Here is a 25,405-nt window from a genome sequence, read left to right as displayed (position 1 = left end):
GGTTCACAATTCAGATGCGCAAATCGCTCTCACCAAATCCTAACGTGCCCTTGACATCGATGAGCACTGACGAAGCATTGCCCAACTTGCGCAGGGCTTCTGCGCCGGCGTCGAGGAACTGACGATGCGATACCGCTAGAATGACCGCATCATAATCGCCCACGGCCGGATCAGCGAGCGCGATCCCATATTCGCGCTGCGCCTCGGCCGCGTCGACCCACGGATCATGGACGTCGACCTTGACGCCATATTCCTGGAACTCGCTGACGACATCAACGACCCGGGTGTTGCGGATATCGGGGCAGTTTTCCTTAAAGGCCAGCCCGAGCACCAGAACGCGCGCGCCCTGAACCGGCAGCCCGCGCTTTATCATCAACCGCACGACCTGGCTGACGATATAGCCGCCCATGCCGTCGTTGACGCGCCGCCCGGCCAAGATCACCTCGGGGTGATAGCCGACCGCCTGCGCCTTGTGCGTCAGATAATAGGGATCCACCCCGATACAGTGGCCGCCGACCAGGCCCGGCGTGAATTTCAGAAAGTTCCACTTGGTCCCGGCCGCTTCGAGAACGCTGTGCGTGTCGATGCCGAGCCGGCCGAAGATGATCGACAGCTCGTTCATGAGGGCGATGTTGAGGTCGCGCTGCGTGTTTTCAATCACCTTCGCCGCTTCGGCGACCTTGATGCTTTCGGCGCGGAACGTGCCCGCCGTGATTATCTGCGCATAAAGTCGGTCGACCCATTCGGCCACAATGGGGGTCGACCCGCTCGTCACCTTGCGAATCGTCGGCAGGCGGTGTTCCTTGTCGCCCGGATTGATCCGCTCAGGACTGTAGCCGGCAAAGAAATCGCGATTGAAGACAAGGCCGCTGACCCGTTCGAGGATCGGCACGCAATCCTCCTCGGTGCAGCCTGGATAGACCGTGCTTTCGTAGATCACGATATCGCCGCGCTTCAGAACGCGGCCGACCGTTTCCGAAGCCTTGACGAGAGGGGTCAGATCGGGGCGCTTATGCGCATCGATTGGCGTTGGTACTGTCACGACATAAACGCGCGCCTGCGCAAGCTCTGCGATATCGTCAGAAAACACCAGCTCGGTTGCTGCAGCAAGCTCGTCCGCAGTCGTCTCCAGCGTGTCGTCGCGCCCATTGCGGAGCGCCGCGATGCGGTCCCGGTTTATATCGAAACCGACGACTGGCCGGACGCGTCCGAATTCGACGGCGAGTGGCAAGCCGACATAGCCCAAGCCGATGACGGCGATGGACGCAGTGTCGAATTCGGGAAGCGGTGCAATCTGGTCGGACGTCATTTGCGGAAATATTCCCTGTACCAGGTGACGAATTGTTCAATGCCGTCGCGGAAGTCCGTTTGCGGACGATATCCAGTCAGCCGTTCGAGCAGGCTGGCATCGGCCCAGGTCGCTGGAACATCGCCCATCTGCATCGGCATCAGATTGCTCTTGGCCTTCCTCCCGAGCGAATGCTCGATCGCGGCGACGAAATCGAGCAACCGCACCTTGTCGTTATTGCCAATGTTGACGATGCGGAAGGGCGCGACCGGCGACAGGCTGTCTCCCGGCTCGATCTCCACCTTTGAAGCAGGACGTTCGGGCACAGCGTCAATCAGTAGCCGGATGCCGCGGACCAGATCGTCGACATAGGTGAAGTCACGATACATGTCGCCGCCATTATAAAGGTCGATTGGACGGTCATCGAGGATCGCATCGACGAACTTGTACAACGCCATGTCGGGGCGTCCCCACGGTCCATAGACGGTGAAGAACCGGAACATCGTCGTCGGCACGTCCCACAAATGTGCATGGGCGTGCGCCATAGATTCGGTCGCCTTCTTGGTCGCGGCATAGATGGTCAGCTGCGTGTCGGCCTTTTCATTTTCATGAAAAGGCATGTCGTCGTTTGCGCCATAGACCGACGAGGTCGAAGCCATCAGCAGGTGACCGACCTGGTTGCGCCGTGCCGCTTCCATAACATTGAAGGTTCCGATAACATTCGCCGACAGATAGGCGTGCGGATTTTCGAGCGAATAGCGCACTCCCGCCTGCGCGGCGAGGTGCACGATCACATCAGGCCTGAATTGATCGATCGACTCGTCAATCCGCTCGCGATCCTCCAGCATCGCCTCGACAGCGGAGAAATGCTGATTCTGCAGCAAAATCTGGTGGCGTCGGCGCTTCAACTCCACGTCATAATAATCGGTCATCCCGTCGAACCCGACGACTTCAAACCCCTCGGCGAGCAACAGTTTCGCCAAGTGAAATCCGATGAAGCCGGCGGTGCCGGTCACGAATATTTTACGGCGCATGCAATTCTCCATGGGGGTGGGTATCAGATAGAACTGGGTTGCGCCTTTTTGCCAAAGTCGCTTCACTCACGGCGCAGGCTGAGCCGCTCTATCGCAATGTCCGTGCCGACCGAGCTACTCTGGGCTCCGAATTCTAACGTCGCGCCATACCATGCGCATGAGCTGGTCGGGATCGTCAAAACAGCACTGCCGTTACCTTCGCCGATCGTGATGGGGGGGATCGGCGGACCCGCTCGGGTCGGTTCGGCGCAGGTCAGGCGAAACTTCAGCAGCGCATCGGGATTGGCAGCCAAGCCCGCTAAGCTCCATCGCAAGCGATAGACGCCGGGAGCGGAAATTTCTATCAGCTGGCGCGCTACCACGCCCGATGCGCCCGGCAGGCTGGATATCGCCAAGGTGCCCGCCTTGGAGTCGATCGTCGCCCCCACGTCACCGGTCTGAAGCAATTCCCATTCGAACGGAACGAAGCGGGGCTGATGGTTGAACATCGAACCGGCCAACAATTCGCCGCTCGACGTCACCGACATGCCGAGACTGCTTGCAATATCACGCGCGAGCGCCGGGTGGCCCCGCTTCGCCAACTCGGCGATCAACTCGAAATCAGTCTTGCTCGGATTATTGACATTCCAAGGGGTCCCGGCGATCCGACGCCGAATTTCGCCCGCACGCACGAGCGCGTTTGGCACCCTCAGAACCGCATTCCAATAGTCCAGGCTCCATTTCGGGTTACGACCGAGCATTGGCACTAGAACATCGGAAGCCCCAGCGCTGGCAGTGCCGGCAGCCATTCGCTCAAGATACATATAACGGACTTCGTAATCGACTGACATCGCGCGCCCGAGAAGGCCCATCGCGCGTTGGGTCTGCTTCCGCTTCAACGCCTCGTCAATCTGCATCGCATTAACGAGATTGTCGCGCCGGCTGAGTTCCGCCGCGAGCTCGATCAGTCGCTCGGACTTGCGCTGCGTCCCGTCCGCAGCCAGCGACTGGATCAGGACCGACAGCGCGGGCGTGGCAAGCGGTTCAGCGGCAAACGCCTCCTGCGCTAACTGGCGCTCTAACGACCCTGGAGCGGATTCAGGATTCTTGACCAGCCGTGCCCCCTGCAGCGCGTGGCTAAGCGACGCCTTTGTCCATCCTTGCGGCGGAATACCAATCATAGCCGCGCGGCCGGGCGCCCGACGCTCGTAGACGATCACAGTCGACTGAGCCCAGACCACGCCCGCCGCCAGCAGGCCGGAACCGATCAGCAGAGAGAATTTAGCCGACATCTTCATAATTAATCGCCGCGCTTCGCCGTTCGCTCCGTTTACTCGCTGTTGCCGCGGCTTTTGTCTGCGCCATAGCCATAGCCGTAGCCGTAGCCGTAGCCGTAGCCGTAGCCATAGCCGTAGATTTCGTTGCGTCTGCCGACCTTGGTAACGAGCGCTCCAAAAATCTGTGCGTCGGTCTGCCGCAAGCGGTTGAGCGCCGACTTGATCGCGCGGGCGCTGCTACTCGAGGCGTCAATCGTGAAAATGACGCCCTCCACCGGCCGCGCGAGCAATGGCGCATCGGCAAGGCCGAGCACCGGCGGCGCGTCGAGAATGACATGGTCATAATCGCGCAGCAATAGCTCGACAAGCTCGCTGAGCCGCGACGAACTGAATAGTTCGGCGGCGTTCGGCGGCATAGGCCCGGCGAGAATATAGTCAAAGCCAAATTCAGGCGACGAAGCAATCAGTTCGCTCACCTTGTCAAATCCAGTCAGATAGTTGCTCAGGCCATTACGGTTATCGACGTCGAGCAATTCGTTGAGCGAGGGGCTGCGAATATCAGCGTCGATTAACATGACTTTCTTGCCCGTTTGACCGAATACGCTGGCTAAGCTCAGCGCCGAGCTGCTTTTTCCTTCGGCAGGTCGCGTGGAAGTCAGCATGAAGCTGCGCGGCGCGCCATGATTGGTAAGGAACGTCAAGTTGGTCTGCGCAGCGAAATAGGCTTCGTAGATCATCGACTTCTTGTCGAGGAGCAGCTCTTCGAAGGTGTCCGCGTCGACCTTGGGAATCGAACCCAGCAGCGGCAGGCCGAATCGGTCGCTCACTTCGCTCGGGTCGCGGATCGACTGATCGAGCTGTTCGAGCAGGAAAACCAGCGCCCCGGCCAGTCCGAACCCGGCGATCAACGCCAGCGCAACATTGAGGATTAGCTTGGGACTCGACGGACCAGGCGATGGCGTTGCCGTATCGACTACTGCAATGTTATTCGTCCCGACGCCGGCGGCGCCAATTTCCTTGTAACGCTGCAACAGGCCGTCATAAAGCTGGCGATTGGTATCGACCTCTCGTTGGAGGATGGCATATTCGATCGACCGGCGCTGCTGGTCACGATATTTGCCAGTCAGCCGGTCGAGTTCCGCCTGTAACTCTTTCTCGCGCTTCAATGCGCTCGCATAGCTCTCCTGATTGAGCGCACGCGAGCGTTGCGTTTCAGTCGACACGGACTGATTCAGCGCTGCAAGTTGTTCCTTTTTGGCGACAATTTCGGGATACTCTTCACCGAAAATCTTCCGCAGACGGGCAAGATCTGCCATCAATTCAGCGCGCCGCTGACGAAGGGCGCTCACTGCGGCGTTGCTCGACAGATCCGTCGACGAAACTGAACTGCTCAGTTGGCTTTCGGCTGCAATGCGAGCGTCGCGCGCAACTGAAAGCGCGGTGCTGATCTTTTCGACATCGGCTGCAACAAGTGTTCGGTCACCGATCGTCCGTCCTGTTCCTGGGTCGCTGCGGGTCTCGAGCGTAATGATGTCGTTGTTCGCCGCATAGGTAATCAGCTCGCGCTCCGAATCCTCAAGATTGCGGCGCAGCGAACCGATACGTTGCTCCAAGAACCGCCGCGCGTCACTCGTTGCAGAGAAACGGCGATCGAGATTAGCTGCAACGAACTGCTGGACCCACAGATTGGTCAACTTCGCGGAAAGCGTTGCCGAAGGCGTCGAGAAGGACACATCGACAAGACTCGACTGGCGCACCGGCTCGATGCTCACTGCGTCGAGCAAAATCTTTTCCGCTCGTTCAGCCATACGCGCGCGCTGGGCACTGTTGGGTGTGCCCTCCTCACCCCCGGTGAGATCGTATTGGGCGAGGAAATCCTTGTCGTTTAGAAGGTTTCCGGCTCGGACTGTACGAGCCGCAAGCGAGCGCGATTCCAGCAAGCTGTACTGAGTATTGAAAAAGGCGATCTCATTGGAAATCGTCTTTTCGCGCGCGCCCTCGACGTCGGTTTCCACTGGAGCTTGGGGAGAAATTTCGATCCGCGACGTGCTAGTATATAACGGCGTCATCAGGAAAGTGATGGCCAAGCCAATCGTTAGACAGGCCAGAATGCTGCCGATGACCCAAGCCTTACGATTCAATAGGGCGACAAAGGCTCTTTCGACCATATGCATGTCAAAAAGCCCGCCGCGATATGGCTCAGCCTCACCTCGCCGGTCGGCGGGACTCGCCGAACTTCCGATCGAGCGCGCGGTGTTTGGGGTATCCATCTTCGCTATCATCCGTTCAGAAAATACGATCGCGCGATCAATTGTTGTTGGTGAGATTGGTCAGGACAATGAGCGGAGTGCTGAGAAGCGTGGCCGCTTTGATCACATCCTCAAAAAGGCGGCGCTGCGAAGAATCGCCGACCACGATCACATCGTTCGGAAAAATCTCGGGGTCGGCGTAATTGCCGCGCCTGATTGCCTGCAAGTTATAGATCCCGACATACTGCTGGTTCTCGACCTTGCGGAACACCAGCACGTCGTCCCGCTTGGCCAACTCGGTCAGCCCGCCCGCCAGCGATACCGCCCGCATCAGGGTCTGTCGACCAACGAGAGGATACTGGCCTGGGCGCTGTACTTGGCCATCGACGGTGACGGCCTGCGACAGTAGGTGAAGCGGGCTGGTCGCGGCCTTGAAGTTGACTGTAACCTGAGGATCGCGAACAAACCGCCCACGCAGCCTATCCTCGATCTCTCCAGCCAGTTGCGTGGGCGACTTGCCAGCGCCGTCTAGCGTTCCGATCAACGGGAACGAGAATTTGCCCTCGCCGTCGGTCAATATCTCGCGCTGAAGATCGGGAATGCCGTACACGTCGACCGAAAGCTCCGTAAAGGAGCCAACAAAGGTCTGTCGGGTTGCCTGTTGCGCATCGCGGCTCGTCGGCTGAGGAAGCGCGTCCAGAAGCGTCACCCCGCTGGCGGGGACAACCGCCACTGGCTGCTTTCCAGCGCAGGCCGCCAACCCGAGCAAAGTTAATGCGATTAGGCGATGCAAACGAGGCATATTCTTCTTTCAAGCCGAGAATCTTCGGTAAAGTCGTTCGCCCATAGGGCGAAACATCAGGTGGCGAAAGCAGCTTTAGTGCCGCGGTTGGTATTGAAAGCCTCCTCGCGGTGACGCACAAGGATGACGATAAGAATGGCCGCGACCATCATAATAGACGGCACGCGAAGAGGATAATCGACCGCCGCACCCGAGATGAGTACAGCAAATGTGGCCGCCACCGTCACTGTCTCGGCCATCTCCCCGCGCAACGGCACTCCGCGGGCGCGCGCGGCTGAAACCAATTGTAGCAAGATCCATATCGCGCCGCCGGCAAATATCAGCACGGCAGGCAGGCCGCCCTCGATGACGATCTGAAACCAGTCATTGTGTGCTTGGTTGAAATAGGCTTCGCGCAGCAGCGCGTCGGGCTCGACGATCTGATAGACGCGCGCAAACGATCCGAAACCCGCGCCGAGCAGCCAGACCTGCTTCATCAGTGCCGTGACCGTCGCCAGTGTAGCAATGCGAAACTCCTCGACGCCGTCACCCTGGAACAGTCGCCCAACCGTATTGTCGCGCCCGGAAAAGTAGAAGAGAATTCCGAGGCCGACAATAAGTACGAGCGGCAGGACATTGAGAGCAATCCGCCGCGCAACGCCGAAACGATCCGAAGATCGATGACGCCCCCGCTGCAGCGTGCGGGCCTGATTGATCGGCTTGGCCCGAAAGCGATAGGACCAGCGGACGACGGCATAAGCCATGATCGTACTGGCGGCACCGCATATCAATCCCATCCGCGAGCCGATTACCAGCGTGAACAGTAAGAAAAGCACTATGCTGGCGGCCAACGCGGGGACAACGAGCGGGCGTCCGTTTCGGCGCAATATCTCGTTCGATATCAGCCATCCAGCTGCGAGGATTGATATAGAAAGCAGAAGCGCATGATGATTGCGATTGGCAAAAAGGCCGACCGGCGACGTGTCATTAGTAATCCGATACAGATAAAAAACGCTGCGCGGTCCGCCCATAATCTGCAACAGCCCGAACACCACCGACGCGAGACCAAAAGCCCAGATCGCCCACCACAGCCGAACTCGCTCGGCTGCCGGTAGCGCCGCGGCCACCAGAAATGCGGCAAAGGGAACACACAGCGACAGCAAGCTGTTCATCGTCAGCGAAGGCGCCATGCTGATCGGGCGCCAGTGCTCGGGCGCGCCAAGCAATTGGTCGATCTCCCAAATCGGCCCACGCAGCGGCAGCGATGCCCAAAGGCTAGGCGGAAGAGGCGTCAGCTGGATGCCCATCCACACCGCCAGCGCCGCGATCAGCGCAAGCGGAACGCGAAGGCCGGTCAAGGCCCGGGACGGCATCAGCGCGATCGACACGGCCGCGAACAAAATCGACGCGGCGCGAAGAAGCGGTGCCGAGGAGATGTCATAACGCGACCCTCCCCCCATCAGGGCGACGATCGCCACAAAGGCGCCAACCATCCAGATAGCCCGGCGAATGGTCAGATCATCCAGCCTTGCCATCTTCGTCTTCGGCTTCATCAATGCGTCCATTCAAAATTCAGATTTGGTATCAGCTACGCGCTCGAGCCAGCTAAGCCAAGCCCGGATCGAGGTGACGAAGGCGGCAATGAGCTTCTCCTATTGGGGCTCAGCGTCCGCCGTGTCGAGAAACCAGCGTTCGCTTCCCTCCAGTCCAACGGCTGTCAAGCGGCCCGTTAGATATGCGCCGGTGTCGATGCCGATGCGTCCACGCGCCTCATCGACGCCATCCGAAATCGTATGGCCGTAAACTACGGTTGCGCCATGATCATGCTCGCCATCGATAAACTCGTCACGAATCCAACGCAAATCCGACAATTGCTGCCGATCGAGCGGGATGCCAGGCCGGACGCCGGCATGGACGAACACATAATCTCCGATCTGAACCATATCTTCGCCGCGCCCCAGAAAATCGATGTGCGATTGGGGAACCAGATGCGGCAGGCGCTCGGCAACCTCTTCAAAGTCCGCTGCGGCATAGGCGGCATCGTCGCACCAATAGCTTCTTATGGTCGCATCGCCGCCGATCCGGATAAAATAGCGCACGCGCCGCAAGTCGCCCGAAAGCGCGGACAGAAAACATTCCTCATGATTTCCGATGAGAAGAGTCACCTTGTCGAACGGAGCCCCGATGCGGATCGCGCGCTCGATGACAGATGCAGAATCGGGTCCGCGATCGACGAGGTCGCCGAGCAGGATTAGCGTCGTTTTCGCCTGGCCTCGGCCGGCGTTGTCGGCCTCGATCTTCGCCAACAATTGCTCGAACAGATCGTCACGACCATGAATGTCCCCGATCGCATAAACTCGCTCGCCAGCGGGCACACGCGGCTCCGCCGCGCGCGAACCGCGCTCTTCGCCTCGCCGGCGCTTCAGAAAACCAAGTAAGGACATATGGGGCTTTACGAGTAGAACTCTGAAATTACAGACAAATGCATCACCTGCCGCCCCCCTCGACGGCATGTGTTACGGCCCACGGGAGGCGTATCCGATCGTTTCGAACCAGAATTCCGCGAACGGCCGGGCGAATAGTGGCAAGTTAAGCCAGCGGCAAGAGCTTTGCGCTAAGGCGGGCGAAGGAATCGCCGAGAAAGCCTTTGCCTTATGAGTCCGGAATTGCGTTCATCACAGCATTCAGCGGCGCGAAAAATCGTTGTCGTGTTCGGCACACGACCCGAAGCTATCAAGATGTTTCCCGTGATTCACGCGCTTCAGCGCACCAACGGCATCGACGTTCGTGTCTGCGTGACCGCCCAGCACCGCGAGATGCTCGACCAGGTTCTTGCAATAGCCCGAATCATTCCCGACGTCGATCTCGACATCATGACCCCGAGCCAGTCGCTCGATGCCCTTCTCGCGAGACTGGTCACCGGACTCGGCGAGACTTTCGACACAGAAAGGCCGGACCGCATTCTCGTTCATGGCGATACATTGACAACAATGGCAGCAACGCTCGCCGCCTATTTCCGCAAGATACCTGTCGGCCATGTCGAGGCGGGGCTGCGCAGCGGAGATATCTATCATCCCTGGCCCGAGGAGGTAAATCGCAAGGTCACAGGCTCGGTCGCCGACCTGCATTTCGCCCCGACCGAGACCGCCGCCGCTGCGCTGCGTTCGGAGAATGTGCCGGACGAGCGGATTCACATCACCGGCAACACCGTCATCGATGCCCTGCTCGCAACGAACGCGCGCATCAACGAAGACCCGTCGCTCGCAGCTGGCCTCGATCCGCTGGTAAAACGATATGCGAGGAAGCGGATCATCGCCGTCACCTCGCATCGGCGCGAGAATTTCGGCGAGGGGATGCGCGCGATCGCCGAGGCGATCGCAGCCATCGCCGCGCGCCCCGACGTCGCGGTGATCTTTCCCGTCCACCCGAACCCGCAGGTCCGCAGCGCGATGGAGCCGCTGCTCGCCGCGCTTTCCAACGTCGCGCTGATCGACCCGCTCGATTATCCGCATTTCGTGCGCCTGCTCGCCGAAGCCGATCTCGTGCTGACCGACAGCGGCGGCGTGCAAGAGGAAGCGCCTTCTCTCGGCAAACCAGTGCTCGTCATGCGCGAGACGACCGAGCGACCCGAAGGCATTACGGCAGGCACGGCAAAGCTCGTCGGCACCGACAAGGACCGTATCGTTACCGAAATTTTCAGCCTTTTGGACGATAGCGAAGCCTATTCGGCGATGGCCCGCGCGCACAATCCGTTCGGCGACGGCCTCGCCGCCCAGCGAATTGCGGAGATTGTCGCGCGTGCCCATTGATACCGACCAGCAAGTTACCGTCCTCGGCCTCGGCTATATCGGGCTGCCAACCGCGGCGCTGATCGCGCGGTCGGGTTGCCGCGTCACCGGCGTCGATGTCAGCGAGAAGGTCGTCGAAACGGTCAACAGCGGCAAGGTGCATATTGAGGAGGTCGATCTCGACGGGCTCGTCCAGGGCGTCGTCGCGCGCGGCGCGCTCACCGCTTCGACCGAAGTCGCGCCCGCCGACAGCTTCGTGATCGCCGTGCCGACGCCGCACGACGCCGATCATCGCCCCGACATCAGCTATGTGCTGGCGGCAGCCCGCGCGATTGCGCCCAAATTGCAAGCCGGCAATCTTGTCATCCTCGAATCGACATCGCCCGTCGGCACGACCGAAATGGTCGCCGCGCTGATCGCCGAATTGCGACCCGACCTTAAGGTGCCAGGCGCGTGCGCCGGTGCCGCCGAGATCTTCATCGCCTATTGTCCGGAACGTGTCCTCCCGGGCCGCATTCTGGTCGAGCTGGTCGATAATGACCGCTGTATTGGCGGTATCACGCCGCGCTGTGCGCGCCGTGCGATGACTTTCTACCGCCAGTTCGTGCGCGGTGCCTGCATCACGACCTCGGCGCGCGCCGCCGAAATGGTCAAGCTCGTCGAAAACAGCTACCGCGATGTCAACATCGCCTTCGCCAATGAATTGTCGATGATGGCCGAGGAAATGGGCGTCGATGTCTGGGAGGTGATCCGCCTCGCCAACCGCCACCCGCGCGTCAACATCCTTCAGCCCGGCCCCGGCGTCGGCGGCCATTGCATTGCCGTCGATCCCTGGTTCCTCGTTCATGGGGCGCCCGATCACAGCCGCCTGATCCGTACCGCGCGCGAAGTCAATCTCGCGAAGACCGCGCATGTCATCGGCGCCGCCGAAATGCTGGTGTCGCAGCACCCGCAGGCGCGCGTCGCCTGCCTCGGCCTCGCCTTCAAACCGAACATCGATGATTTCCGCGAAAGTCCCGCGGTCGAGGTGGCGGTCGCCCTCGCTCGCCGCTTCGGCAAGCAGGTCGACATCGTCGAGCCCTATGCGCGCGGCCTACCGGCCGAATTCGCCGGTACCGGATCCGAACTCATCGACCTCGATACCGCACTCGCGAAGTGCGACCTGCTGATCGTGCTCGTCGATCACGACCTGTTCAAATCGATCCCGCTCGAAGAACGATCGGACAAGATTGTCTATGACACGCGCGGTCTCTGGCTCGACCAGCCCGGCGGGAGCACCCCCAACCGGCTCAATCGCGCCGCTTGATGCGCGCGGTCGCTTGACGTCCTCGCGCACGCGACACATGACATTGCGATGTTGACCCGCCTTCCCCCGCATATCGTCGAAAAGCCGTGGGGACGGACCGACATTCCCGCGGCATTCGGCGACTTCGGCGAAAGGCGCATCGGCGAGATATGGTTCGCGCATCCCGACGGCGATGCCGCGCCACTGATGATCAAATTCCTGTTCACCTCCGAGCGGCTGTCGATTCAGGTTCACCCCGACGATGTCCGCGCACGCGCCGCCGGACATGCGCGCGGCAAGGACGAATGCTGGCTGATCCTGGACGCCGAACCGGAGGCCGAACTTGGCCTCGGCTTGAAAGCCCCCGCCGACGTGGCCGCACTTCGCGCCGCGGCGCAGGATGGATCGATCGTCGACATGGTCGATTGGCGGCCGGCGCAGGCGGGCGAATTCTTCTATAATGCGGCGGGCACGATCCACGCGATCGGCGGCGGGCTGACCTTGGTGGAGGTGCAGCAGAATGCGGACTGCACCTACCGCCTCTTCGACTATGGCCGGCCGCGCGATTTGCACCTTGATGACGGGCTGGCGGTTGTCGACGGTGCGCCGTCGCACGGCGCGCCGCATTGCGCGATCGACCCGGCGGCGAACAAGCGCCTTGTAGATGGGCCCCACTTCCATCTCCTGCATCTGGCGGCGCCTTTCGATCGCGACCTTGTCGGACCGACCGGGCAAAGCCTGACACTCGTTCCGCTGGCCGACGGCTGCAGCATCGGAGACGACCCTTTGCCGTTCGGCGCAGTCGGCCTGCTCGAAGACTTATCTTCGCTTGAAATGGCGCCGGGCGCCCGCGCGCTGCTCTGCTGGGCCGCCTGATCGGCACCTCCCCTTGCGGCTCGGCGCCGCTTTACCCATATCGCGCCGCATGACCCAATCGACCGCGCACCGTGACGCGCCCTGGCACGGAACCACCATCCTCTCCGCCCGCAACGCAGACAAGGTCGTCGTAATCGGCGACGGTCAGGTGTCGATGGGGCAGACGGTGATGAAGCCCAACGCCCGCAAGGTCCGCCGCCTTCACGACGGCAGCGTAATCGGCGGCTTCGCGGGTGCGACCGCCGACGCCTTCACCCTGTTCGAGCGGCTCGAAGCCAAGCTCGAACGCCATAATGGACAGTTGCTGCGCGCGGCCGTCGAACTCGCCAAGGACTGGCGCACCGACAAATATCTGCGCAATCTGGAAGCGATGATGATCGTCGCCGACAAGGAAGTAACGCTCGTCATCACCGGCAACGGCGACGTCCTCGAACCGCTCGGCGGCATCGCCGCGATCGGCTCGGGCGGCAATTTCGCGCTGTCGGCGGCGCGCGCACTCGCCGATTATGAAAAGGACCCCGAGGTGCTGGCGAAAAAGGCGATGCAGGTCGCCGCCGATATCTGCGTCTACACCAACGACCAGACCACGCTCGAAACCATCGAAATTCAGGCATAATATCATGAACAAGGATTTGACTCCGAAGGCGATCGTCGCCGCACTCGACACGCACATCATCGGCCAGAAGGACGCCAAGCGCGCGGTCGCCGTTGCGCTCCGCAATCGCTGGCGCCGCCAGCAGCTCGCGCCCGACTTACGCGATGAGGTCAGCCCCAAGAATATCCTGATGATCGGCCCCACCGGCTGCGGCAAGACCGAGATTTCGCGCCGCCTGGCCAAGCTTGCCGACGCCCCCTTTATCAAGGTCGAGGCGACCAAGTTCACCGAAGTCGGCTATGTCGGCCGCGACGTCGAGCAGATCGCCCGCGACCTGGTTGAGGAAGCGGTGCGCCTCGAGAAAGATCGCCGCCGCGGCGCGGTGCGCGCGGCCGCCGAAGAAGCTGCGATGGAGCGGCTGCTCGACGCCCTGACGGGCAAGGGCGCCAGCGAAGCTACACGCCAGAGCTTCCGCCAGCGTATCCGCGAAGGTCATCTCGACGATAGCGAGGTCGAAATCGAGGTCTCCGACGCCCCCGGCATGCCGTTCGATCTGCCCGGACAGCCCGGCCAGATGAGCATGATCAACCTCTCCGACATGCTCGGCAAGGCGATGGGCGGCCTGCCCAAGAAGCGCCGCAAGATGAAGGTCATAGACGCTGCGACGCGGCTGATCGAGGAAGAGCAGGACAAGCGGCTCGATCAGGACGATGTCGCGCGCGTCGCGCTCGCCGATGCCGAAGCCAATGGCATCGTGTTCCTCGACGAGATCGACAAGATCGCGGTCAGCGACGTGCGCGGCGGCTCGATCAGCCGCGAGGGCGTCCAGCGCGACCTGCTGCCGCTCATCGAAGGGACGACCGTCGCAACCAAATATGGGCCGATGAAGACCGATCATATCCTCTTCATCGCCAGCGGCGCGTTCCACGTCGCCAAGCCCAGCGACCTGCTCCCCGAATTGCAGGGTCGCCTGCCGATCCGCGTCGAACTGGGGGCGCTAAGCGAGGAGGATTTCGTTCGCATCCTCAGCGAAACCAAGGCGGGCCTGCCCGAGCAATATGCCGCGCTGCTCGGGACCGAAGGGGTCACGCTCAGCTTCACCGCCGATGCGATCGCACGCGTCGCCCGGCTCGCGGCAGAGGTGAACGAAAAGGTCGAGAATATCGGGGCCCGCCGGCTCCAGACGATCATGGAGCGGCTTGTCGAGGAAGTGAGCTTCACTGCCGAGGATATGCCCGGCACGACGCTCGAAATCGACGCCGCCTATGTCGACAAGCAACTCGCCGATGTCGTGGGGGACACAGATCTCAGCAAATATGTGCTCTGACAGCTAGCGCCCCATCGCCGGATGGCGGCAGGAGCCGCCCCCCCGATTGCGCACAAAAAATGCGGGCGACTTGAAGCCGCCCGCTTTTTTTCGTCGCTTATGTCGCGACCTGTCAGCTGATCTTCTTCGCCGCGGCCGAACCGAGGACGAGGAAGAGAACAACCAGGGCCAAGCCGACGAAGAAGAGGATTTTGGCAATCCCGGCCGCCGCGCCGGCCACGCCGGAAAAGCCGAGAACGGCCGCGAGCAATGCGATCACGGCGAAGATCAACGCCCATTTGAACATGATGAATTCCTTTCGACACCTAATCATCCGGATTCGCGCGCTTTGTTTCGCGGGAACTGAGAATGGAACGGATGAGCGGCGGCGAATGTTCCCTGCCCTGCCCTCGTCTCGGCAAGTCGGCTTTTCCGGCAGTCCGGAATCCGCTTCCTTTCGGCCTGTTGTTTGCGGAACTTCATTTGACTTTCGCGCGTCCACAATGCGAGAACGAGGCGACACGGTCGAAACGGGTTGCAAGCGACCGGCACGGAGACAGCAATGGCAGATGAGGACGTCGCCCCGCAGCAGGGCGAGTTGGCGATCACGCGCACCGGCGACCGGCTTCGCCTAGCGCGCGAGGCGGCGGGGCTTTCGCTCGCCGACATCGCGACGCGTACGCGTGTGACCCAGCGGCATCTTCAGGCCATAGAAAACTCGGAATTCTCGGAACTTCCGGGCCGAACTTATGTCACCGGCTTCGCCCGCGCCTATGCCCGCGCGCTCGATCTGCCCGAAGCCGAAATCGCCGCCGAGCTTCGCCGCGAACTCGACGAGGATGAATATGGCGCGCGGCCGCTCTACGAAGCTTATGAGCCGACCGACCCCGCCCGCCTGCCGACCGCACGGTTGACCTGGACGCTCGTCATCGTCGCGCTCTTGCTGGTCTCGGCCTATGGCGTGTGGCGCTTCCTGTCGGTAGAACCCGATGAGGCGCTGATCGCGGCACAAAATGCCGACGCCGACGCGTCAGAAGCCCCTGCTGCCGCCACCCCGGCGGCAGGCACCCCCAAGGCGGGCGCGCCGAACGCGGCAGTGCCGGCAAACGCCCCCGTCGTGCTTACCGGCCTTTCCGAAGTGTGGATCGGGTTCGACGATGCGACCGGCAAGACCGAGAATTGGCGGACGCTCGACGCCGGCGAAACCTATGAGGTTCCCGCAGCCTATATCGAGCAGTTCACGCTGCGCACGAGCCGCCCGCAGGCGCTCAAGATCACCGTCGGCGGCCGCGACGTCGGCGCGACCGGCCCCGCCGATACGCTCGTCAAGGGAATCTCGCTCAAACCCGCCGACCTCGTGGCGCGCGCCGAAGGAAGCGGCAGTACCGCGACGGTGCCGCTGCCCAAGGCGAAAGGCGCCTCCGCGCGCCCCTGATTCGTCTCCGTTCCCGACGGATCGACGCGGCCGCGCGCCGAAATGGGTTTGCGTATCCGCCGTTTGCGGCGTTATGAGAGCATAGAGACAAGATAGTTAACTGGTGGGGGCCGCACGGCAGATGAGGAAGTTACAAGGGTCTTTGATCGGCGCGGCAATGATCGCGCTGACAGCGGCGCCTGTTGCACAGGCGCAGGACGCCGGGATCGACAAGCGCGTCGAGCGGTTGGAAAAGGAAATGCGGGCGGTCCAGCGCTCGGTTTTCCCCGGCGGCAGCCCCGCCTTCTTCGAGGGCGAGATCGCACCCGACAACACGCCCGGCGAGCGCGCGAAGGGCAATGCCCCGGTCATCGACCTCACCGCGCGCGTCGATGCGCTCGAAGCCCAGCTTCAGACCCTCACCGGCCAGACCGAGCAGAACAGCTATCAGCTACGCGAACTCGAAAAGCAGTTCGCCGCCTATAAGGCCGAAATGGAAAAACGCCTTGCCGCCCCCGCCATTGGCGGTGAAACCCCGGCAAGTCTGCCGCTTGCATCGGGTTCGGGGGCGACCAAGCCTGCCACGGTGACGCAGGCGTCGACGACCACGACCACCAAAAAGCCCTCGACGACGACGCCCGCCGCGAGCAAACCCGACGCCAACCGGCTCGCGCTCGTCAAGAAGGTCGAAATTCCGGCGACCGGCAACGAAGCCGAAGATGCCTATACCTACGGCTTCCGCCTGTGGGATGCCAAACTCTATCCCGAGGCGCAGGCGCAGCTCAAACAGGTCGTGGCAAAATGGCCGAAGAGCAACCAGGCAAGCTATGCGCAGAACCTGCTCGGGCGCGCCTATCTCGATGAAGGCAAGCCCAGCCTTGCCGCCGTCGCTTTCTATAATAATTACAAGGATCGGCCGAGCGGGCCCCGCGCGCCGCACAGCCTGATGTATATGGGAGTAGCGCTCGACAAGCTCGGGCGCAAAGCCGACGCCTGCAAGGCCTTCCGCGAACTGGATGAGGTCTATGGCGACAAGGCACCGAAGGATGTCCGCGACGATGCTGCCGCCGCAAAAGCAAAAGCAGGCTGTTGACAGCGACGCCGTCGAGCGGCTCGGCGGCGAACTCGCCGCGCTCGTCGGCGCCGACTGGCATCGCCGTGACTATGGCGTCGCCGTATCGGGTGGCCCGGACAGCATGGCGCTGCTCTGGCTGATGGCTTCGCTGCTGCCCGGGCAGGTCCGGGCGGCGACGGTCGATCACGGATTGCGCAGCGGTTCGGCCGAAGAGGCGCGCATGGTCGCGGCCTTCTGCGCGCGTGAACATATTCCCCACGCGACGCTGACGCCGGATAGTCCAATTGCGGGCTCGCTGCAGGCCGCCGCGCGCTCGGCGCGCTATGATCTGCTCGACGGCTGGCGCCGCGAACAGGGAATCGACTTCATCGTCACCGCGCACCATGCTGACGATCAGCTCGAAACGATGATCATGCGGCTCAACCGCAGCAGCGGCGTCGGCGGCCTTGCCTCGATCCGCGCCCGCAACGGCCAGGTTTTGCGCCCGCTGCTCGGCTGGCGGCACATGGACCTGACGCGGCTCGCGCTCGACCAGGACATTCCGTTCGTCGACGACCCGTCGAACAGTGACGAGCGCTTCGACCGGGCGCGGCTGCGCCATGCGCTGCGCTATCAGTCCACGATCGACGCCGAAGCCGCCGCGCGCTCGGCGCGCTGGCTCGCCGAAGCCGACGAGGCGCTCGACTGGGCTGTCGACCAGGCGATCACGAGCTGGCCCGAGGTCGACGACACGGCCGTCATCCGCGATCTCGGCTATCCGCCCGAGCTTTTCCGCCGCATCGTCATGCGCCGCCTTTCGCATGCCGACCCGCGACTCGTGCTGCGGGGCGTCACCCTCGACACGGTCATCGCGGCGATGCGCGAGGGCCGGCGCGCAATGGTCGGCAGCCTGTTGATCGACGCCGCGGGCGAGCGCGACGGCTCAATCTGGCGCATTTCCTCGGCGCCGCGGCGGAAAAGCTGAATTTATCGCGCTTGGCGCATTGTCATTTAACCGGATATTCCTATCTTGCAGCCTATGGTCGCGGCTTCTCGCGATGCTGGCGTTGATTGGGATATTCTCCGAATGCAGGACGACAAGGAACCGCAGGGCAACCCCTGGATGAAGAGCGTGATGATCTGGAGCGGCATTCTGCTTGCCATGCTCCTCGTCGCGTCGATGTTCGGCGGCGCCTCGCAGGGCACGGGTTCTCCGATGGCTTATTCGGAGTTCCGTCAAAAGGTTCAGGAAGGCGCGGTGAAGGAAGTCGTCCTCTCCGACGACCGCGTTTCCGGCAAGCTGAACAGCGGCGAAAGCTTTTCGGCCAATATCGTCCGCGATCCCGAACTGCTCAAGCTGCTCAACGACAATGGCGTCAAATATGACGGCAAGCCGACCGATCAGGGCAATATCTGGGTCTATCTGCTGATCCAGGCGCTGCCCTTCATGTTGATCCTCGGCATCGCTTTCTTCGTTTTCCGCCAGGTTCAGAAAAATAACGGGTCGGGCGCGATGGGCTTCGGCAAGAGCCGCGCGAAGATGCTTACCGAGAAGCAGGGCCGCGTGACCTTCGACGATGTCGCGGGCATCGACGAGGCGCGCGAGGAGTTGCAGGAAATCGTCGAATTCCTGAAGGACCCCACCAAATTTTCAAAGCTTGGCGGTCAGATTCCGAAGGGCGCACTGCTCGTCGGCTCGCCGGGGACCGGCAAGACGCTGCTCGCTCGCGCGATCGCGGGCGAGGCGGGCGTCCCCTTCTTCACCATCTCGGGTTCAGACTTCGTCGAAATGTTCGTCGGCGTGGGCGCCAGCCGGGTCCGCGACATGTTCGAGCAGGCGAAACGCAACGCGCCGTGCATTGTCTTCATCGACGAAATCGACGCGGTCGGCCGCCATCGCGGTGCCGGCCTCGGCAACGGCAATGACGAGCGCGAACAGACGCTCAACCAGCTGCTCGTCGAAATGGACGGCTTCGAAGCGAACGAGGGCATTATCATCGTCGCCGCGACCAACCGTCCCGACGTTCTCGATCCCGCGCTGCTGCGTCCGGGCCGGTTCGACCGCCAGGTCGTCGTCCCGCGCCCCGACATCGAAGGCCGCCAGAAGATCCTCGAGGTCCATACGCGCAAGAAGCCGCTCGCCCCCGACGTCGACCTGCGCCGCATCGCGCGCGGCACGCCCGGCTTTTCGGGCGCCGACCTTGCCAACCTCGCCAACGAGGCCGCGCTGCTTGCGGCGCGCAAGGGCAAGCGCCTGATCGCGTCGGGCGAGTTCGAGGAAGCCAAGGACAAGGTGCTCATGGGCGCCGAACGCCGTTCGATGGTGATGACCGAGGACGAAAAGAAGGCGACCGCCTATCACGAGGCGGGCCACGCACTCGTGTCGATCCATGTCGAGCATAATGATCCGCTGCACAAGGTGACGATCATCCCGCGCGGCCGCGCGCTGGGCGTGACGTGGAACCTTCCCGAACGCGACCGCTATTCGATGAGCATGAAGCAGATGAAGGCGCGCCTCGCGCTCTGCTTCGGCGGCCGCATCGCCGAACAGCTCATCTACGGCAAGGACGAGCTTAATACCGGTGCGTCGAACGACATCCAGCAGGCCACCGACATGGCGCGCTCGATGGTCATGGAATATGGCATGTCCGACAAGCTCGGCTGGCTGCGCTACCGCGACAATCAGGACGAGGTTTTCCTCGGCCACAGCGTCTCGCGCGCGCAGAATATGTCCGAGGAGACCGCCAAGCTGATCGACGCCGAAGTCCGCCGCCTCGTCGAGGACGGCGAGAAGACGGCGCGCAAGGTGCTCACCGACCATCTCGACGAGCTGCATCTGCTTGCAGGAGCGCTGCTCGAATATGAGACGCTGTCGGGCGAGGAGGCGCGCCGCGCGATCAAGGGCGAGGACATTGGCCGCGACAGCGACGCGAACAAGCCCGGCGCCCCCATTCAAGGGCACGCTGGCGGCCTGCCGCAGATCAAGCGCAAACCGCGCCCCTTTGGCGACACGCATCCACAAGGCGCGTGACGATCGCCGATTCAGCCGGCATTCAGGGCGCGGGAGAGATTTCGGCGGCATGATGAACGGCAGGACGCAGCGCATCGAAATGGCTTCGGCCTTGGCCGCCTGGCTGGCTCTGACCGCGGCGTCGCCCGGCGACATGAGCGTAGCGGCCTTTCTCCAGCGCGCCGAAGCGCTGCAGCGGCTGGGTCCGCTTGCGCTTGCCATGCCCGAGGCGGACCGGCTCAAGAGCGAAGTCATCGCGGCGGGCAAACGCTATCAGGCGCGGATCGAGGCCGACCGCAAAGCGGGGCGCAAATCGGCAAGTTGCCCGCCCAAGAGCGGCACGCTGACCCCCGAGCAATGGCTCGCGCATCTTCGCACCTATCCGCCGCAGAGCCGCAGCCGCACGACGATCAACATGGCGTTCGACGGGCTGATGCGGAAACGCTATCCCTGCCCTGCTTGAGCAGATCAATTTTCACCTTTCGAAGGACCAGATGATGCGCGGCAGGCTTATCGCATATATTCTCGCGGCGGGCCTTGGCGCCGCGGCGCCCATGGTCGCCGCGCAGGAAAAGGGTGCGCTGACCTCTACGGTGGAACTCGAGAAGATCAGCGGCGTCGCCAGCGGCAAGCCCGTCAAATCCTATGTCGCCCCGGACGTGGTCGTTCCCGGCGACCGCGTGCGCGTCACGCTGCTGTTCGCCAATCCCGGGCCCAGCCCGGCGACGGGGGTTCGCATCGTCAACCCGATCCCCGCGGGGCTGGCCTTCGACGGCACCAACGACCGCGCCGATTTCAGTGTCTCGGTCGACGGCGGCAAGAGCTTCGGCGATCTTGCGGGACTCACCCTCCCGGGCGCCGATGGAACGCCGCGCGCGGCGACCGATGCCGACGTGACCCACGTCCGCTGGCTCTGGAGCACCGCCGTACCGGCAGGCGGATCGCGCTCGGTTGCCTTTTTCGGCCGCGTCAAATGATCGACGTACGGGGCGCGGCGCAGGCATGACCATCTATTGCGACGAATCGGGCGGCCTCAATGCCGGTGCGATGACCTTTGCCGCTGTGATGCTTACCCCCGAAGCCGCGGCGCAAATCCATGCGCGCTTTCGCGCCGTGACGGGCCTGCGCGGCGAACTCAAGGGCAGCCGTATCAGCCTGACCGAGCGCGCCTATCTCCTCGAACTTTTCGACCGGGCCGGCGGACGCGCCTGGGTGGCCGTCGCCAAACGCGCGCGGCTCCAGCCGCCGGCCAACGGCCAGCCGACAAGCGATCTGGCGCTCTACGCGGCGCTTCTTGATCTCGCGATCGGAAGCTGGCTTCCCGAAACCGGCGGCGTGTGCAGCGACGTGGTGATCGACGACGGCCGCTACGATCCCAAAATTCTCGAAAATGTCCGCGAGGCGATCCAGACCGGGCTCGGCGGCTGGGGCCGCGCGTCGCTCGCCGACAGCCGCCGCTCGGACGGCGTGCAGATCGCCGATGTCGTCGCGAACAGCCTCTATAATGTCGAGGTCGCGTCACCGCGTGCACGGCGCATCGGCATCATCATCGAACCGATGCTCGCCTCGCGCGCGATCCGTGTCGCCGAGCTTGCGCAGCTTCCCTGAGCGTCCCGACCGAGACGCCGCGCCAACGAAGAAGGGCCGCGGTTTCCCGCGGCCCCCTCCGGTGATGCATTCGTCGACCTCAGTCGAAATCGGCACCGCCGCCCGCAGGGCTGCGCGGCGGCGCAGCGGCGGTGAGGCGAAGCGCCTCGGCCGAGCGCGCGATCGAGCTGATTTCATCGGGCGTATCGTCATCGTCGACGACAACCTTCTGCAGCGATCCGGTGAGCGCGTCCTTGAGGTCGACGGGGCGAATCGTCTGTTCGGCGATCTCGCGCAGCGCGACGACCGGATTCTTGTCGCGATCGCGATCGATGGTCAGCTCCGAGCCGCCCGAAATTTCGCGGGCGCGATGCGCCGAAAGCAGCACCAGATCGAAACGGTTGGGAACTTTGTCGACGCAATCTTCGACGGTAACGCGGGCCATCTTGTTTCCTTAGATGAGGAGAGGCCAGCCCGATGGGCATGGCGGCAAGCGCTGCGCGCTAGCAGGCGGCACCCGATATGTCAACAAAACCGGGGTGCTTGCGGCGCTTCGAGGCTCCTGCTTATGACAGGGGCACGATGACCGAACCCCCTGCCCCCGCCCGCGAGCGATTGCATTGGAGCGCCGATGTGGCGGGGCACCGGATCGAGCTGCTGTTCGACGGCGCCGCGCGGCTCGACCGGTTGCTCGCCCTGATCAATGGCGCTATCCGCAGCATCGATCTCGTCATGTATATCTTCGAGGGCGACGGCGCAGGGACCGACGTTCTAGAAGCCCTTGCCCGCGCGGCGCGGCGCGGCGTCCGCGTGCGCGCGGTCATCGACAGTTTCGGATCGTCGAACACGTCCGACAACATCTTCGTGCCGCTGCGCGACGCAGGCGGCGAAGTGACCTATTTCTCCCGCCGCTGGCGATCGAGCTATCTGATCCGCAACCACCAAAAGCTGATCCTGATCGACGGCGATATCGCGATCACCGGCGGCTTCAACATATCCGACGACTATCTGAGCGCACCGCGCCCCGACTGCTGGTTCGATCTGGGGATGGTCCTGCGCGGGCCGAGCGTCGCGCGCGCCGTCCAGTGGTTCGCGCAAATCCGCGACTATGCCGTCCATCATGACGGAAAGCTTCTCATGCTCCGGCGGCTGATCCGCGAATGGCCGGTCGAAAATGGCGCCGTGACCTGGCTTGTCGGCGGACCGACGCAGCGCCTCTCACCATGGGCGCGCGCCGTGCGCGCCGATCTCGAGGGGGCGCGGCAACTCGACATGGCGATGGCCTATTTCTCGCCGACGCAGGGGATGTTGCGCCGGCTCGGGCGCGTCGCGCGCTTCGGGCGCGCACGTTTCGTCATGGCGAGCAAATCTGACAATGCCGCAACGATCGGCGCCTCGCGCCTTCTCTACGGCTATCTTCTGCGCAAAGGCGGGGCGGTTTGGGAATATCGGCCGTGCAAATTGCACATTAAGCTGATCGTCATCGACGACATCGTCTATATCGGATCGGCCAATTTCGACGTGCGCAGCCTGTTCGTGAATGTCGAGATCATGGTGCGGATCGCGGATGCGGACTTTGCACAGCGCATGCGCGGTTTCGTCGCAGGACTCGAAGAGGATTGCGACGTGATCACCGCCGAAACGCACAAGGCCCGCGCTGGCTGGCTGACCCGGCTGCGCTGGACGCTTGCCTGGTTCGTGGTCGGTGTGGCCGATTATACGGTATCGCGGCGGCTGAATTTCGGGCTCGCCGAACCCGATCCCGAGCTTTGACAGCGCTCAGTCTTTCCAGCCCCAGAACAGAAAGCAGGGCGGGACATTGACCCATTCGAAGGCATTGTCGATACGCTTGAAATGTGCCGCGAGAAAATCGCGGGCGCGGGCGCGGAACTGATAGACGAGGAAGGCCCCGCCCGGGCGTAGCACGCGGTGCGTCGCTGCCGCGATCGCCGGCCCGACGCCTGCCGGGAGCGTCGAAAAGGGCAGACCCGACAGCACATAATCGGCCTTGTCGAAACCGTGCGCCTTGACGATTTCTTCAACGTCTGCCGCGGAGCCATGCACCGCAACGAAGCGGCTGTCGCGGATCTCCTTGCGCAGATAGGCGATGAAATCCTCGTTCGTGTCGATCGCGATCAGCATCGCATCGCCCGCCAGCCGTTCGAGCACCGGGCGGCAAAAGGTGCCGACGCCGGGGCCATATTCGACGAACAGCTTGGTATTCTTCCAGTCGACGGGCCGCAGCATGTGGCGGATCAGCGTCGGTGACGAGGGCACGATCGACCCGACCATGACGGGATGCTTGATGAATCCCTTCACGAACATACCCCAAGGGCCAAAAAATCGCTTCAGCCTCTCGCGGATCCGACGGGACATCGCGATTTTCGATTCTTGGGCCTGCGCCCGCGGATTGGTCATGATGGCTTTCGCGTTGTTGCGGTTCTTGGTGGAGTGGCAAAATCGTGGCGGCGGCGCAAGAAAAGAGTCTGTCTTGACACTGGACAGACGCCCGGCGGCGTGTAGGGAAACAGGCACTTGCGGTAAATGGTTGGAAAACAGGGGGAGGACGAATTGAGCAATATGACGCGCTCGATTCCGGCCGATCGCATGGCTGTCCTCTTCGCCATCATGCTCGTCGCCGCCGCGGGCAATACCGCAATGCAGTCGATCCTTCCCGCCATCGGCGCCAAGCTTCACATCCCCGATGTCTGGGTCAGCCTGGCGTTCAGCTGGTCGGCCTTGCTCTGGGTGCTTACCGCTCCCTATTGGGCGCGCCAGTCGGACAAGCGCGGGCGCAAGGTGCTGATGGCGCGCGGAATCATCGGTTTTTTCCTGTCGATGGCGCTGTGCGGCGTGACCTTGTGGGCCGGGCTCCAGGGCTGGCTCGCCGCCGGCGCGACCTTCATTCTCTTCGCGCTGTTCCGCAGTCTTTATGGCGGCTTTGGATCGGCCGCGCCGCCCGCGGTCCAGGCCTATGTTGCCGCACGCACCGATCCCGAGGAGCGCACGCAGGCGTTGTCGCTGGTCTCCTCCTCCTTCGGGCTCGGCACGGTGATCGGCCCCGCGGTTGCGCCCTTCTTCATCCTCCCGATCTTCGGCCTTGCAGGGCCGTTGCTCGTCTTTGCCCTGATCGGCCTCACGGTGCTTGTGATGCTGCGCTGGCGGCTTCCCGACGATATGCCGCGCTTCGCGGCACGCGGTGCGATCGCCTCCTATCCGCTCTCCGCAGGACCGGGCGAACCGACCGCCGAGGATGAGAATGAACTCGACCCCGCCGAGCAGGAATCGCTCGGCTGGCGCGACCGGCGCGTGCGCCCATGGCTGCTCGCGGGATTTTTCGGCGGTCAGGCGCAGGCGATGATGCTCGGCGTCATCGGCTTTCTCATTCTCGACCGGCTGCATCTGCGTCTGAGGCCCGACGAAGGCGCAGCGATTACGGGTATCGTGCTGATGGCCGGCGCCTTTGCGACGCTGCTCTCGCAATGGGGGCTGATCCCGCTGCTCAAGATGACCCCGCGCACCACCGTCCTGTACGGCGCCGCTTTTGGGGGCGTCGGCATCCTCATGACCGGGCTGGCGCAGGATTTGCACGCGATCGTCATCGGTTTCGCCCTCGCCTCGCTCGGCTTCGGACTGTTCCGGCCCGGATTTACCGCCGGCGCCTCGCTCTCGGTCCCGCGCCGCGACCAAGGCAGCGTCGCCGGGATGACGGCGTCGATCAATGGATCGGCCTATATCATCTCGCCCGCCATCGGCGTCCTGCTCTACAATTGGCACCCGATGATCAGCTACGGACTGATGGCCGCTTTTTGCGGATGGCTCGTCCTCTGGGGCTGGTCCGCCTTACGACAGGACCAGCCCACAAACTGAGCATTAGCGCTT

Annotated in this window: 24 protein-coding genes; 14 read left to right on the top strand and 10 right to left on the bottom strand. The window is 62.8% G+C overall.

Annotated elements, in window-relative coordinates:
* Positions 1-10: 10 nt before the first annotated feature.
* The 7 genes from tviB to MU856_RS03890 all read right to left on the bottom strand — a co-directional run bounded on the left by tviB (position 11) and on the right by MU856_RS03890 (position 9,121).
* Positions 11-1,309 carry a Vi polysaccharide biosynthesis UDP-N-acetylglucosamine C-6 dehydrogenase TviB gene (tviB, locus tag MU856_RS03920; protein ID WP_062902169.1) on the bottom strand — a complete coding sequence of 433 codons (1,299 nt, stop codon included), beginning with the start codon at positions 1,307-1,309 and terminating at the stop codon, positions 11-13.
* Entirely contained in the window at positions 1,306-2,322 is a 1,017-nt protein-coding gene (locus MU856_RS03915) for an SDR family NAD(P)-dependent oxidoreductase (RefSeq protein WP_238929660.1), read from the bottom strand. The genes tviB and MU856_RS03915 overlap by 4 nt, the downstream gene beginning before the upstream one ends.
* 62 nt (positions 2,323-2,384) lie before the next feature.
* On the bottom strand, positions 2,385-3,599 hold the full coding sequence (locus tag MU856_RS03910; RefSeq protein ID WP_062902167.1) for a hypothetical protein: 1,215 nt from the start codon (positions 3,597-3,599) through the stop codon (positions 2,385-2,387).
* 32 nt (positions 3,600-3,631) lie between these two features.
* Positions 3,632-5,860, bottom strand: coding sequence for a GumC family protein (locus MU856_RS03905; RefSeq protein ID WP_263588402.1), 2,229 nt, complete (start codon positions 5,858-5,860; stop codon positions 3,632-3,634).
* Between the two features lie 25 nt (positions 5,861-5,885).
* The gene (locus MU856_RS03900) at positions 5,886-6,560 is read right to left on the bottom strand and encodes a polysaccharide biosynthesis/export family protein (RefSeq protein WP_062903167.1); all 675 of its coding nucleotides are present in this window, start codon (positions 6,558-6,560) and stop codon (positions 5,886-5,888) included.
* 125 nt (positions 6,561-6,685) lie between these two features.
* Positions 6,686-8,173, bottom strand: a complete 1,488-nt coding sequence (locus MU856_RS03895; RefSeq protein ID WP_062902165.1) for an O-antigen ligase family protein — start codon at positions 8,171-8,173, stop codon at positions 6,686-6,688.
* Positions 8,174-8,260: 87 nt separating this feature from the next.
* Complete coding sequence (locus MU856_RS03890) at positions 8,261-9,121, bottom strand: metallophosphoesterase family protein (protein ID WP_318153199.1); 861 nt, start codon at positions 9,119-9,121, stop codon at positions 8,261-8,263.
* Between the two features lie 225 nt (positions 9,122-9,346).
* On the opposite strand from MU856_RS03890, the gene wecB reads away from it, so the two are divergent.
* From wecB to hslU, 5 genes are read left to right on the top strand one after another with little or no spacing between them, the layout of a single operon-like run.
* Positions 9,347-10,417, top strand: coding sequence for a non-hydrolyzing UDP-N-acetylglucosamine 2-epimerase (gene wecB / locus MU856_RS03885; RefSeq protein ID WP_275261199.1), 1,071 nt, complete (start codon positions 9,347-9,349; stop codon positions 10,415-10,417).
* On the top strand, positions 10,407-11,702 hold the full coding sequence (gene wecC / locus MU856_RS03880) for a UDP-N-acetyl-D-mannosamine dehydrogenase (RefSeq protein WP_062903165.1): 1,296 nt from the start codon (positions 10,407-10,409) through the stop codon (positions 11,700-11,702). Before wecB ends, wecC begins: the two co-directional genes overlap by 11 nt.
* 48 nt (positions 11,703-11,750) lie before the next feature.
* Positions 11,751-12,557, top strand: coding sequence for a class I mannose-6-phosphate isomerase (locus MU856_RS03875; RefSeq protein ID WP_062902163.1), 807 nt, complete (start codon positions 11,751-11,753; stop codon positions 12,555-12,557).
* 49 nt (positions 12,558-12,606) lie between these two features.
* The gene (gene hslV, locus MU856_RS03870; protein WP_058812084.1) at positions 12,607-13,173 is read left to right on the top strand and encodes an ATP-dependent protease subunit HslV; all 567 of its coding nucleotides are present in this window, start codon (positions 12,607-12,609) and stop codon (positions 13,171-13,173) included.
* A 4-nt stretch (positions 13,174-13,177) separates the two neighbouring features.
* A complete protein-coding gene (gene hslU / locus MU856_RS03865; protein WP_003044812.1) occupies positions 13,178-14,479 on the top strand; it encodes an ATP-dependent protease ATPase subunit HslU in 1,302 nt (433 codons plus the stop codon).
* 112 nt (positions 14,480-14,591) lie between these two features.
* Here hslU and MU856_RS03860 read toward each other — a convergent pair whose 3' ends face one another.
* Positions 14,592-14,765 (bottom strand): DUF1328 family protein, encoded by a 174-nt coding sequence (locus MU856_RS03860; protein WP_003044814.1) that lies wholly within the window; start codon positions 14,763-14,765, stop codon positions 14,592-14,594.
* Positions 14,766-15,020: 255 nt separating this feature from the next.
* Between MU856_RS03860 and MU856_RS03855 the strand changes: the two genes are divergently transcribed.
* From MU856_RS03855 to MU856_RS03825, 7 genes are all read left to right on the top strand, one after another.
* Positions 15,021-15,893 carry a helix-turn-helix domain-containing protein gene (locus MU856_RS03855; protein WP_062902162.1) on the top strand — a complete coding sequence of 291 codons (873 nt, stop codon included), beginning with the start codon at positions 15,021-15,023 and terminating at the stop codon, positions 15,891-15,893.
* 157 nt (positions 15,894-16,050) lie between these two features.
* Positions 16,051-16,965 (top strand): tetratricopeptide repeat protein, encoded by a 915-nt coding sequence (locus tag MU856_RS03850; protein WP_051066407.1) that lies wholly within the window; start codon positions 16,051-16,053, stop codon positions 16,963-16,965.
* Positions 16,919-17,911: a tRNA lysidine(34) synthetase TilS gene (gene tilS / locus MU856_RS03845; RefSeq protein ID WP_062902161.1), complete on the top strand. Its 993-nt coding sequence runs from the start codon at positions 16,919-16,921 to the stop codon at positions 17,909-17,911. Before MU856_RS03850 ends, tilS begins: the two co-directional genes overlap by 47 nt.
* Positions 17,912-18,013: 102 nt before the next feature.
* Positions 18,014-19,957 carry an ATP-dependent zinc metalloprotease FtsH gene (gene ftsH / locus MU856_RS03840; RefSeq protein ID WP_062766467.1) on the top strand — a complete coding sequence of 648 codons (1,944 nt, stop codon included), beginning with the start codon at positions 18,014-18,016 and terminating at the stop codon, positions 19,955-19,957.
* 49 nt (positions 19,958-20,006) lie between these two features.
* Positions 20,007-20,399, top strand: a complete 393-nt coding sequence (locus MU856_RS03835) for a hypothetical protein (RefSeq protein ID WP_062902160.1) — start codon at positions 20,007-20,009, stop codon at positions 20,397-20,399.
* A gap of 31 nt (positions 20,400-20,430) precedes the next feature.
* On the top strand, positions 20,431-20,913 hold the full coding sequence (locus MU856_RS03830) for a DUF11 domain-containing protein (protein ID WP_062902159.1): 483 nt from the start codon (positions 20,431-20,433) through the stop codon (positions 20,911-20,913).
* Positions 20,914-20,938: 25 nt separating this feature from the next.
* A complete protein-coding gene (locus tag MU856_RS03825; RefSeq protein ID WP_062902158.1) occupies positions 20,939-21,544 on the top strand; it encodes a DUF3800 domain-containing protein in 606 nt (201 codons plus the stop codon).
* A gap of 79 nt (positions 21,545-21,623) precedes the next feature.
* On the opposite strand, the gene rpoZ is transcribed toward MU856_RS03825, so the two are convergent.
* Entirely contained in the window at positions 21,624-21,968 is a 345-nt protein-coding gene (rpoZ, locus tag MU856_RS03820; protein ID WP_003044837.1) for a DNA-directed RNA polymerase subunit omega, read from the bottom strand.
* 137 nt (positions 21,969-22,105) lie between these two features.
* Here rpoZ and MU856_RS03815 point away from each other — a divergent pair, with 137 nt between their 5' ends.
* On the top strand, positions 22,106-23,296 hold the full coding sequence (locus MU856_RS03815) for a phospholipase D-like domain-containing protein (RefSeq protein WP_263588401.1): 1,191 nt from the start codon (positions 22,106-22,108) through the stop codon (positions 23,294-23,296).
* Positions 23,297-23,302: 6 nt separating this feature from the next.
* On the opposite strand, the gene MU856_RS03810 is transcribed toward MU856_RS03815, so the two are convergent.
* Positions 23,303-23,899, bottom strand: a complete 597-nt coding sequence (locus MU856_RS03810; protein WP_051066408.1) for a class I SAM-dependent methyltransferase — start codon at positions 23,897-23,899, stop codon at positions 23,303-23,305.
* Positions 23,900-24,103: 204 nt separating this feature from the next.
* Between MU856_RS03810 and MU856_RS03805 the strand changes: the two genes are divergently transcribed.
* Positions 24,104-25,393 carry an MFS transporter gene (locus tag MU856_RS03805; RefSeq protein WP_263588951.1) on the top strand — a complete coding sequence of 430 codons (1,290 nt, stop codon included), beginning with the start codon at positions 24,104-24,106 and terminating at the stop codon, positions 25,391-25,393.
* Positions 25,394-25,405: the final 12 nt, after the last annotated feature.

Source organism: Sphingopyxis sp. GC21, from assembly GCF_025727575.1.
GTDB lineage: Bacteria > Pseudomonadota > Alphaproteobacteria > Sphingomonadales > Sphingomonadaceae > Sphingopyxis > Sphingopyxis terrae_A.
The sequence above is the reverse complement of the archived record's forward strand: the minus strand, read 5'-3'. Positions and strand labels throughout refer to the sequence as shown.

Excerpts from the sequence above, each read along its gene's own strand:
- tviB (WP_062902169.1), bottom strand. The coding sequence starts at position 1,309 with ATGACGTCCGACCAGATTGCACCGCTTCCCGAATTCGACACTGCGTCC.
- MU856_RS03915 (WP_238929660.1), bottom strand. The coding sequence starts at position 2,322 with ATGCGCCGTAAAATATTCGTGACCGGCACCGCCGGCTTCATCGGATTT.
- MU856_RS03910 (WP_062902167.1), bottom strand. The coding sequence starts at position 3,599 with ATGAAGATGTCGGCTAAATTCTCTCTGCTGATCGGTTCCGGCCTGCTG.
- MU856_RS03905 (WP_263588402.1), bottom strand. The coding sequence starts at position 5,860 with ATGATAGCGAAGATGGATACCCCAAACACCGCGCGCTCGATCGGAAGT.
- MU856_RS03895 (WP_062902165.1), bottom strand. The coding sequence starts at position 8,173 with ATGGACGCATTGATGAAGCCGAAGACGAAGATGGCAAGGCTGGATGAT.
- MU856_RS03890 (WP_318153199.1), bottom strand. The coding sequence starts at position 9,121 with ATGCCGTCGAGGGGGGCGGCAGGTGATGCATTTGTCTGTAATTTCAGA.
- wecB (WP_275261199.1), top strand. The coding sequence starts at position 9,347 with ATGTTTCCCGTGATTCACGCGCTTCAGCGCACCAACGGCATCGACGTT.
- MU856_RS03875 (WP_062902163.1), top strand. The coding sequence starts at position 11,751 with ATGTTGACCCGCCTTCCCCCGCATATCGTCGAAAAGCCGTGGGGACGG.
- hslV (WP_058812084.1), top strand. The coding sequence starts at position 12,607 with ATGACCCAATCGACCGCGCACCGTGACGCGCCCTGGCACGGAACCACC.
- hslU (WP_003044812.1), top strand. The coding sequence starts at position 13,178 with ATGAACAAGGATTTGACTCCGAAGGCGATCGTCGCCGCACTCGACACG.
- MU856_RS03860 (WP_003044814.1), bottom strand. The coding sequence starts at position 14,765 with ATGTTCAAATGGGCGTTGATCTTCGCCGTGATCGCATTGCTCGCGGCC.
- MU856_RS03855 (WP_062902162.1), top strand. The coding sequence starts at position 15,021 with ATGGCAGATGAGGACGTCGCCCCGCAGCAGGGCGAGTTGGCGATCACG.
- MU856_RS03850 (WP_051066407.1), top strand. The coding sequence starts at position 16,051 with ATGATCGCGCTGACAGCGGCGCCTGTTGCACAGGCGCAGGACGCCGGG.
- tilS (WP_062902161.1), top strand. The coding sequence starts at position 16,919 with ATGTCCGCGACGATGCTGCCGCCGCAAAAGCAAAAGCAGGCTGTTGAC.
- ftsH (WP_062766467.1), top strand. The coding sequence starts at position 18,014 with ATGCAGGACGACAAGGAACCGCAGGGCAACCCCTGGATGAAGAGCGTG.
- MU856_RS03835 (WP_062902160.1), top strand. The coding sequence starts at position 20,007 with ATGATGAACGGCAGGACGCAGCGCATCGAAATGGCTTCGGCCTTGGCC.
- MU856_RS03830 (WP_062902159.1), top strand. The coding sequence starts at position 20,431 with ATGATGCGCGGCAGGCTTATCGCATATATTCTCGCGGCGGGCCTTGGC.
- MU856_RS03825 (WP_062902158.1), top strand. The coding sequence starts at position 20,939 with ATGACCATCTATTGCGACGAATCGGGCGGCCTCAATGCCGGTGCGATG.
- rpoZ (WP_003044837.1), bottom strand. The coding sequence starts at position 21,968 with ATGGCCCGCGTTACCGTCGAAGATTGCGTCGACAAAGTTCCCAACCGT.
- MU856_RS03815 (WP_263588401.1), top strand. The coding sequence starts at position 22,106 with ATGACCGAACCCCCTGCCCCCGCCCGCGAGCGATTGCATTGGAGCGCC.
- MU856_RS03810 (WP_051066408.1), bottom strand. The coding sequence starts at position 23,899 with ATGTCCCGTCGGATCCGCGAGAGGCTGAAGCGATTTTTTGGCCCTTGG.
- MU856_RS03805 (WP_263588951.1), top strand. The coding sequence starts at position 24,104 with ATGACGCGCTCGATTCCGGCCGATCGCATGGCTGTCCTCTTCGCCATC.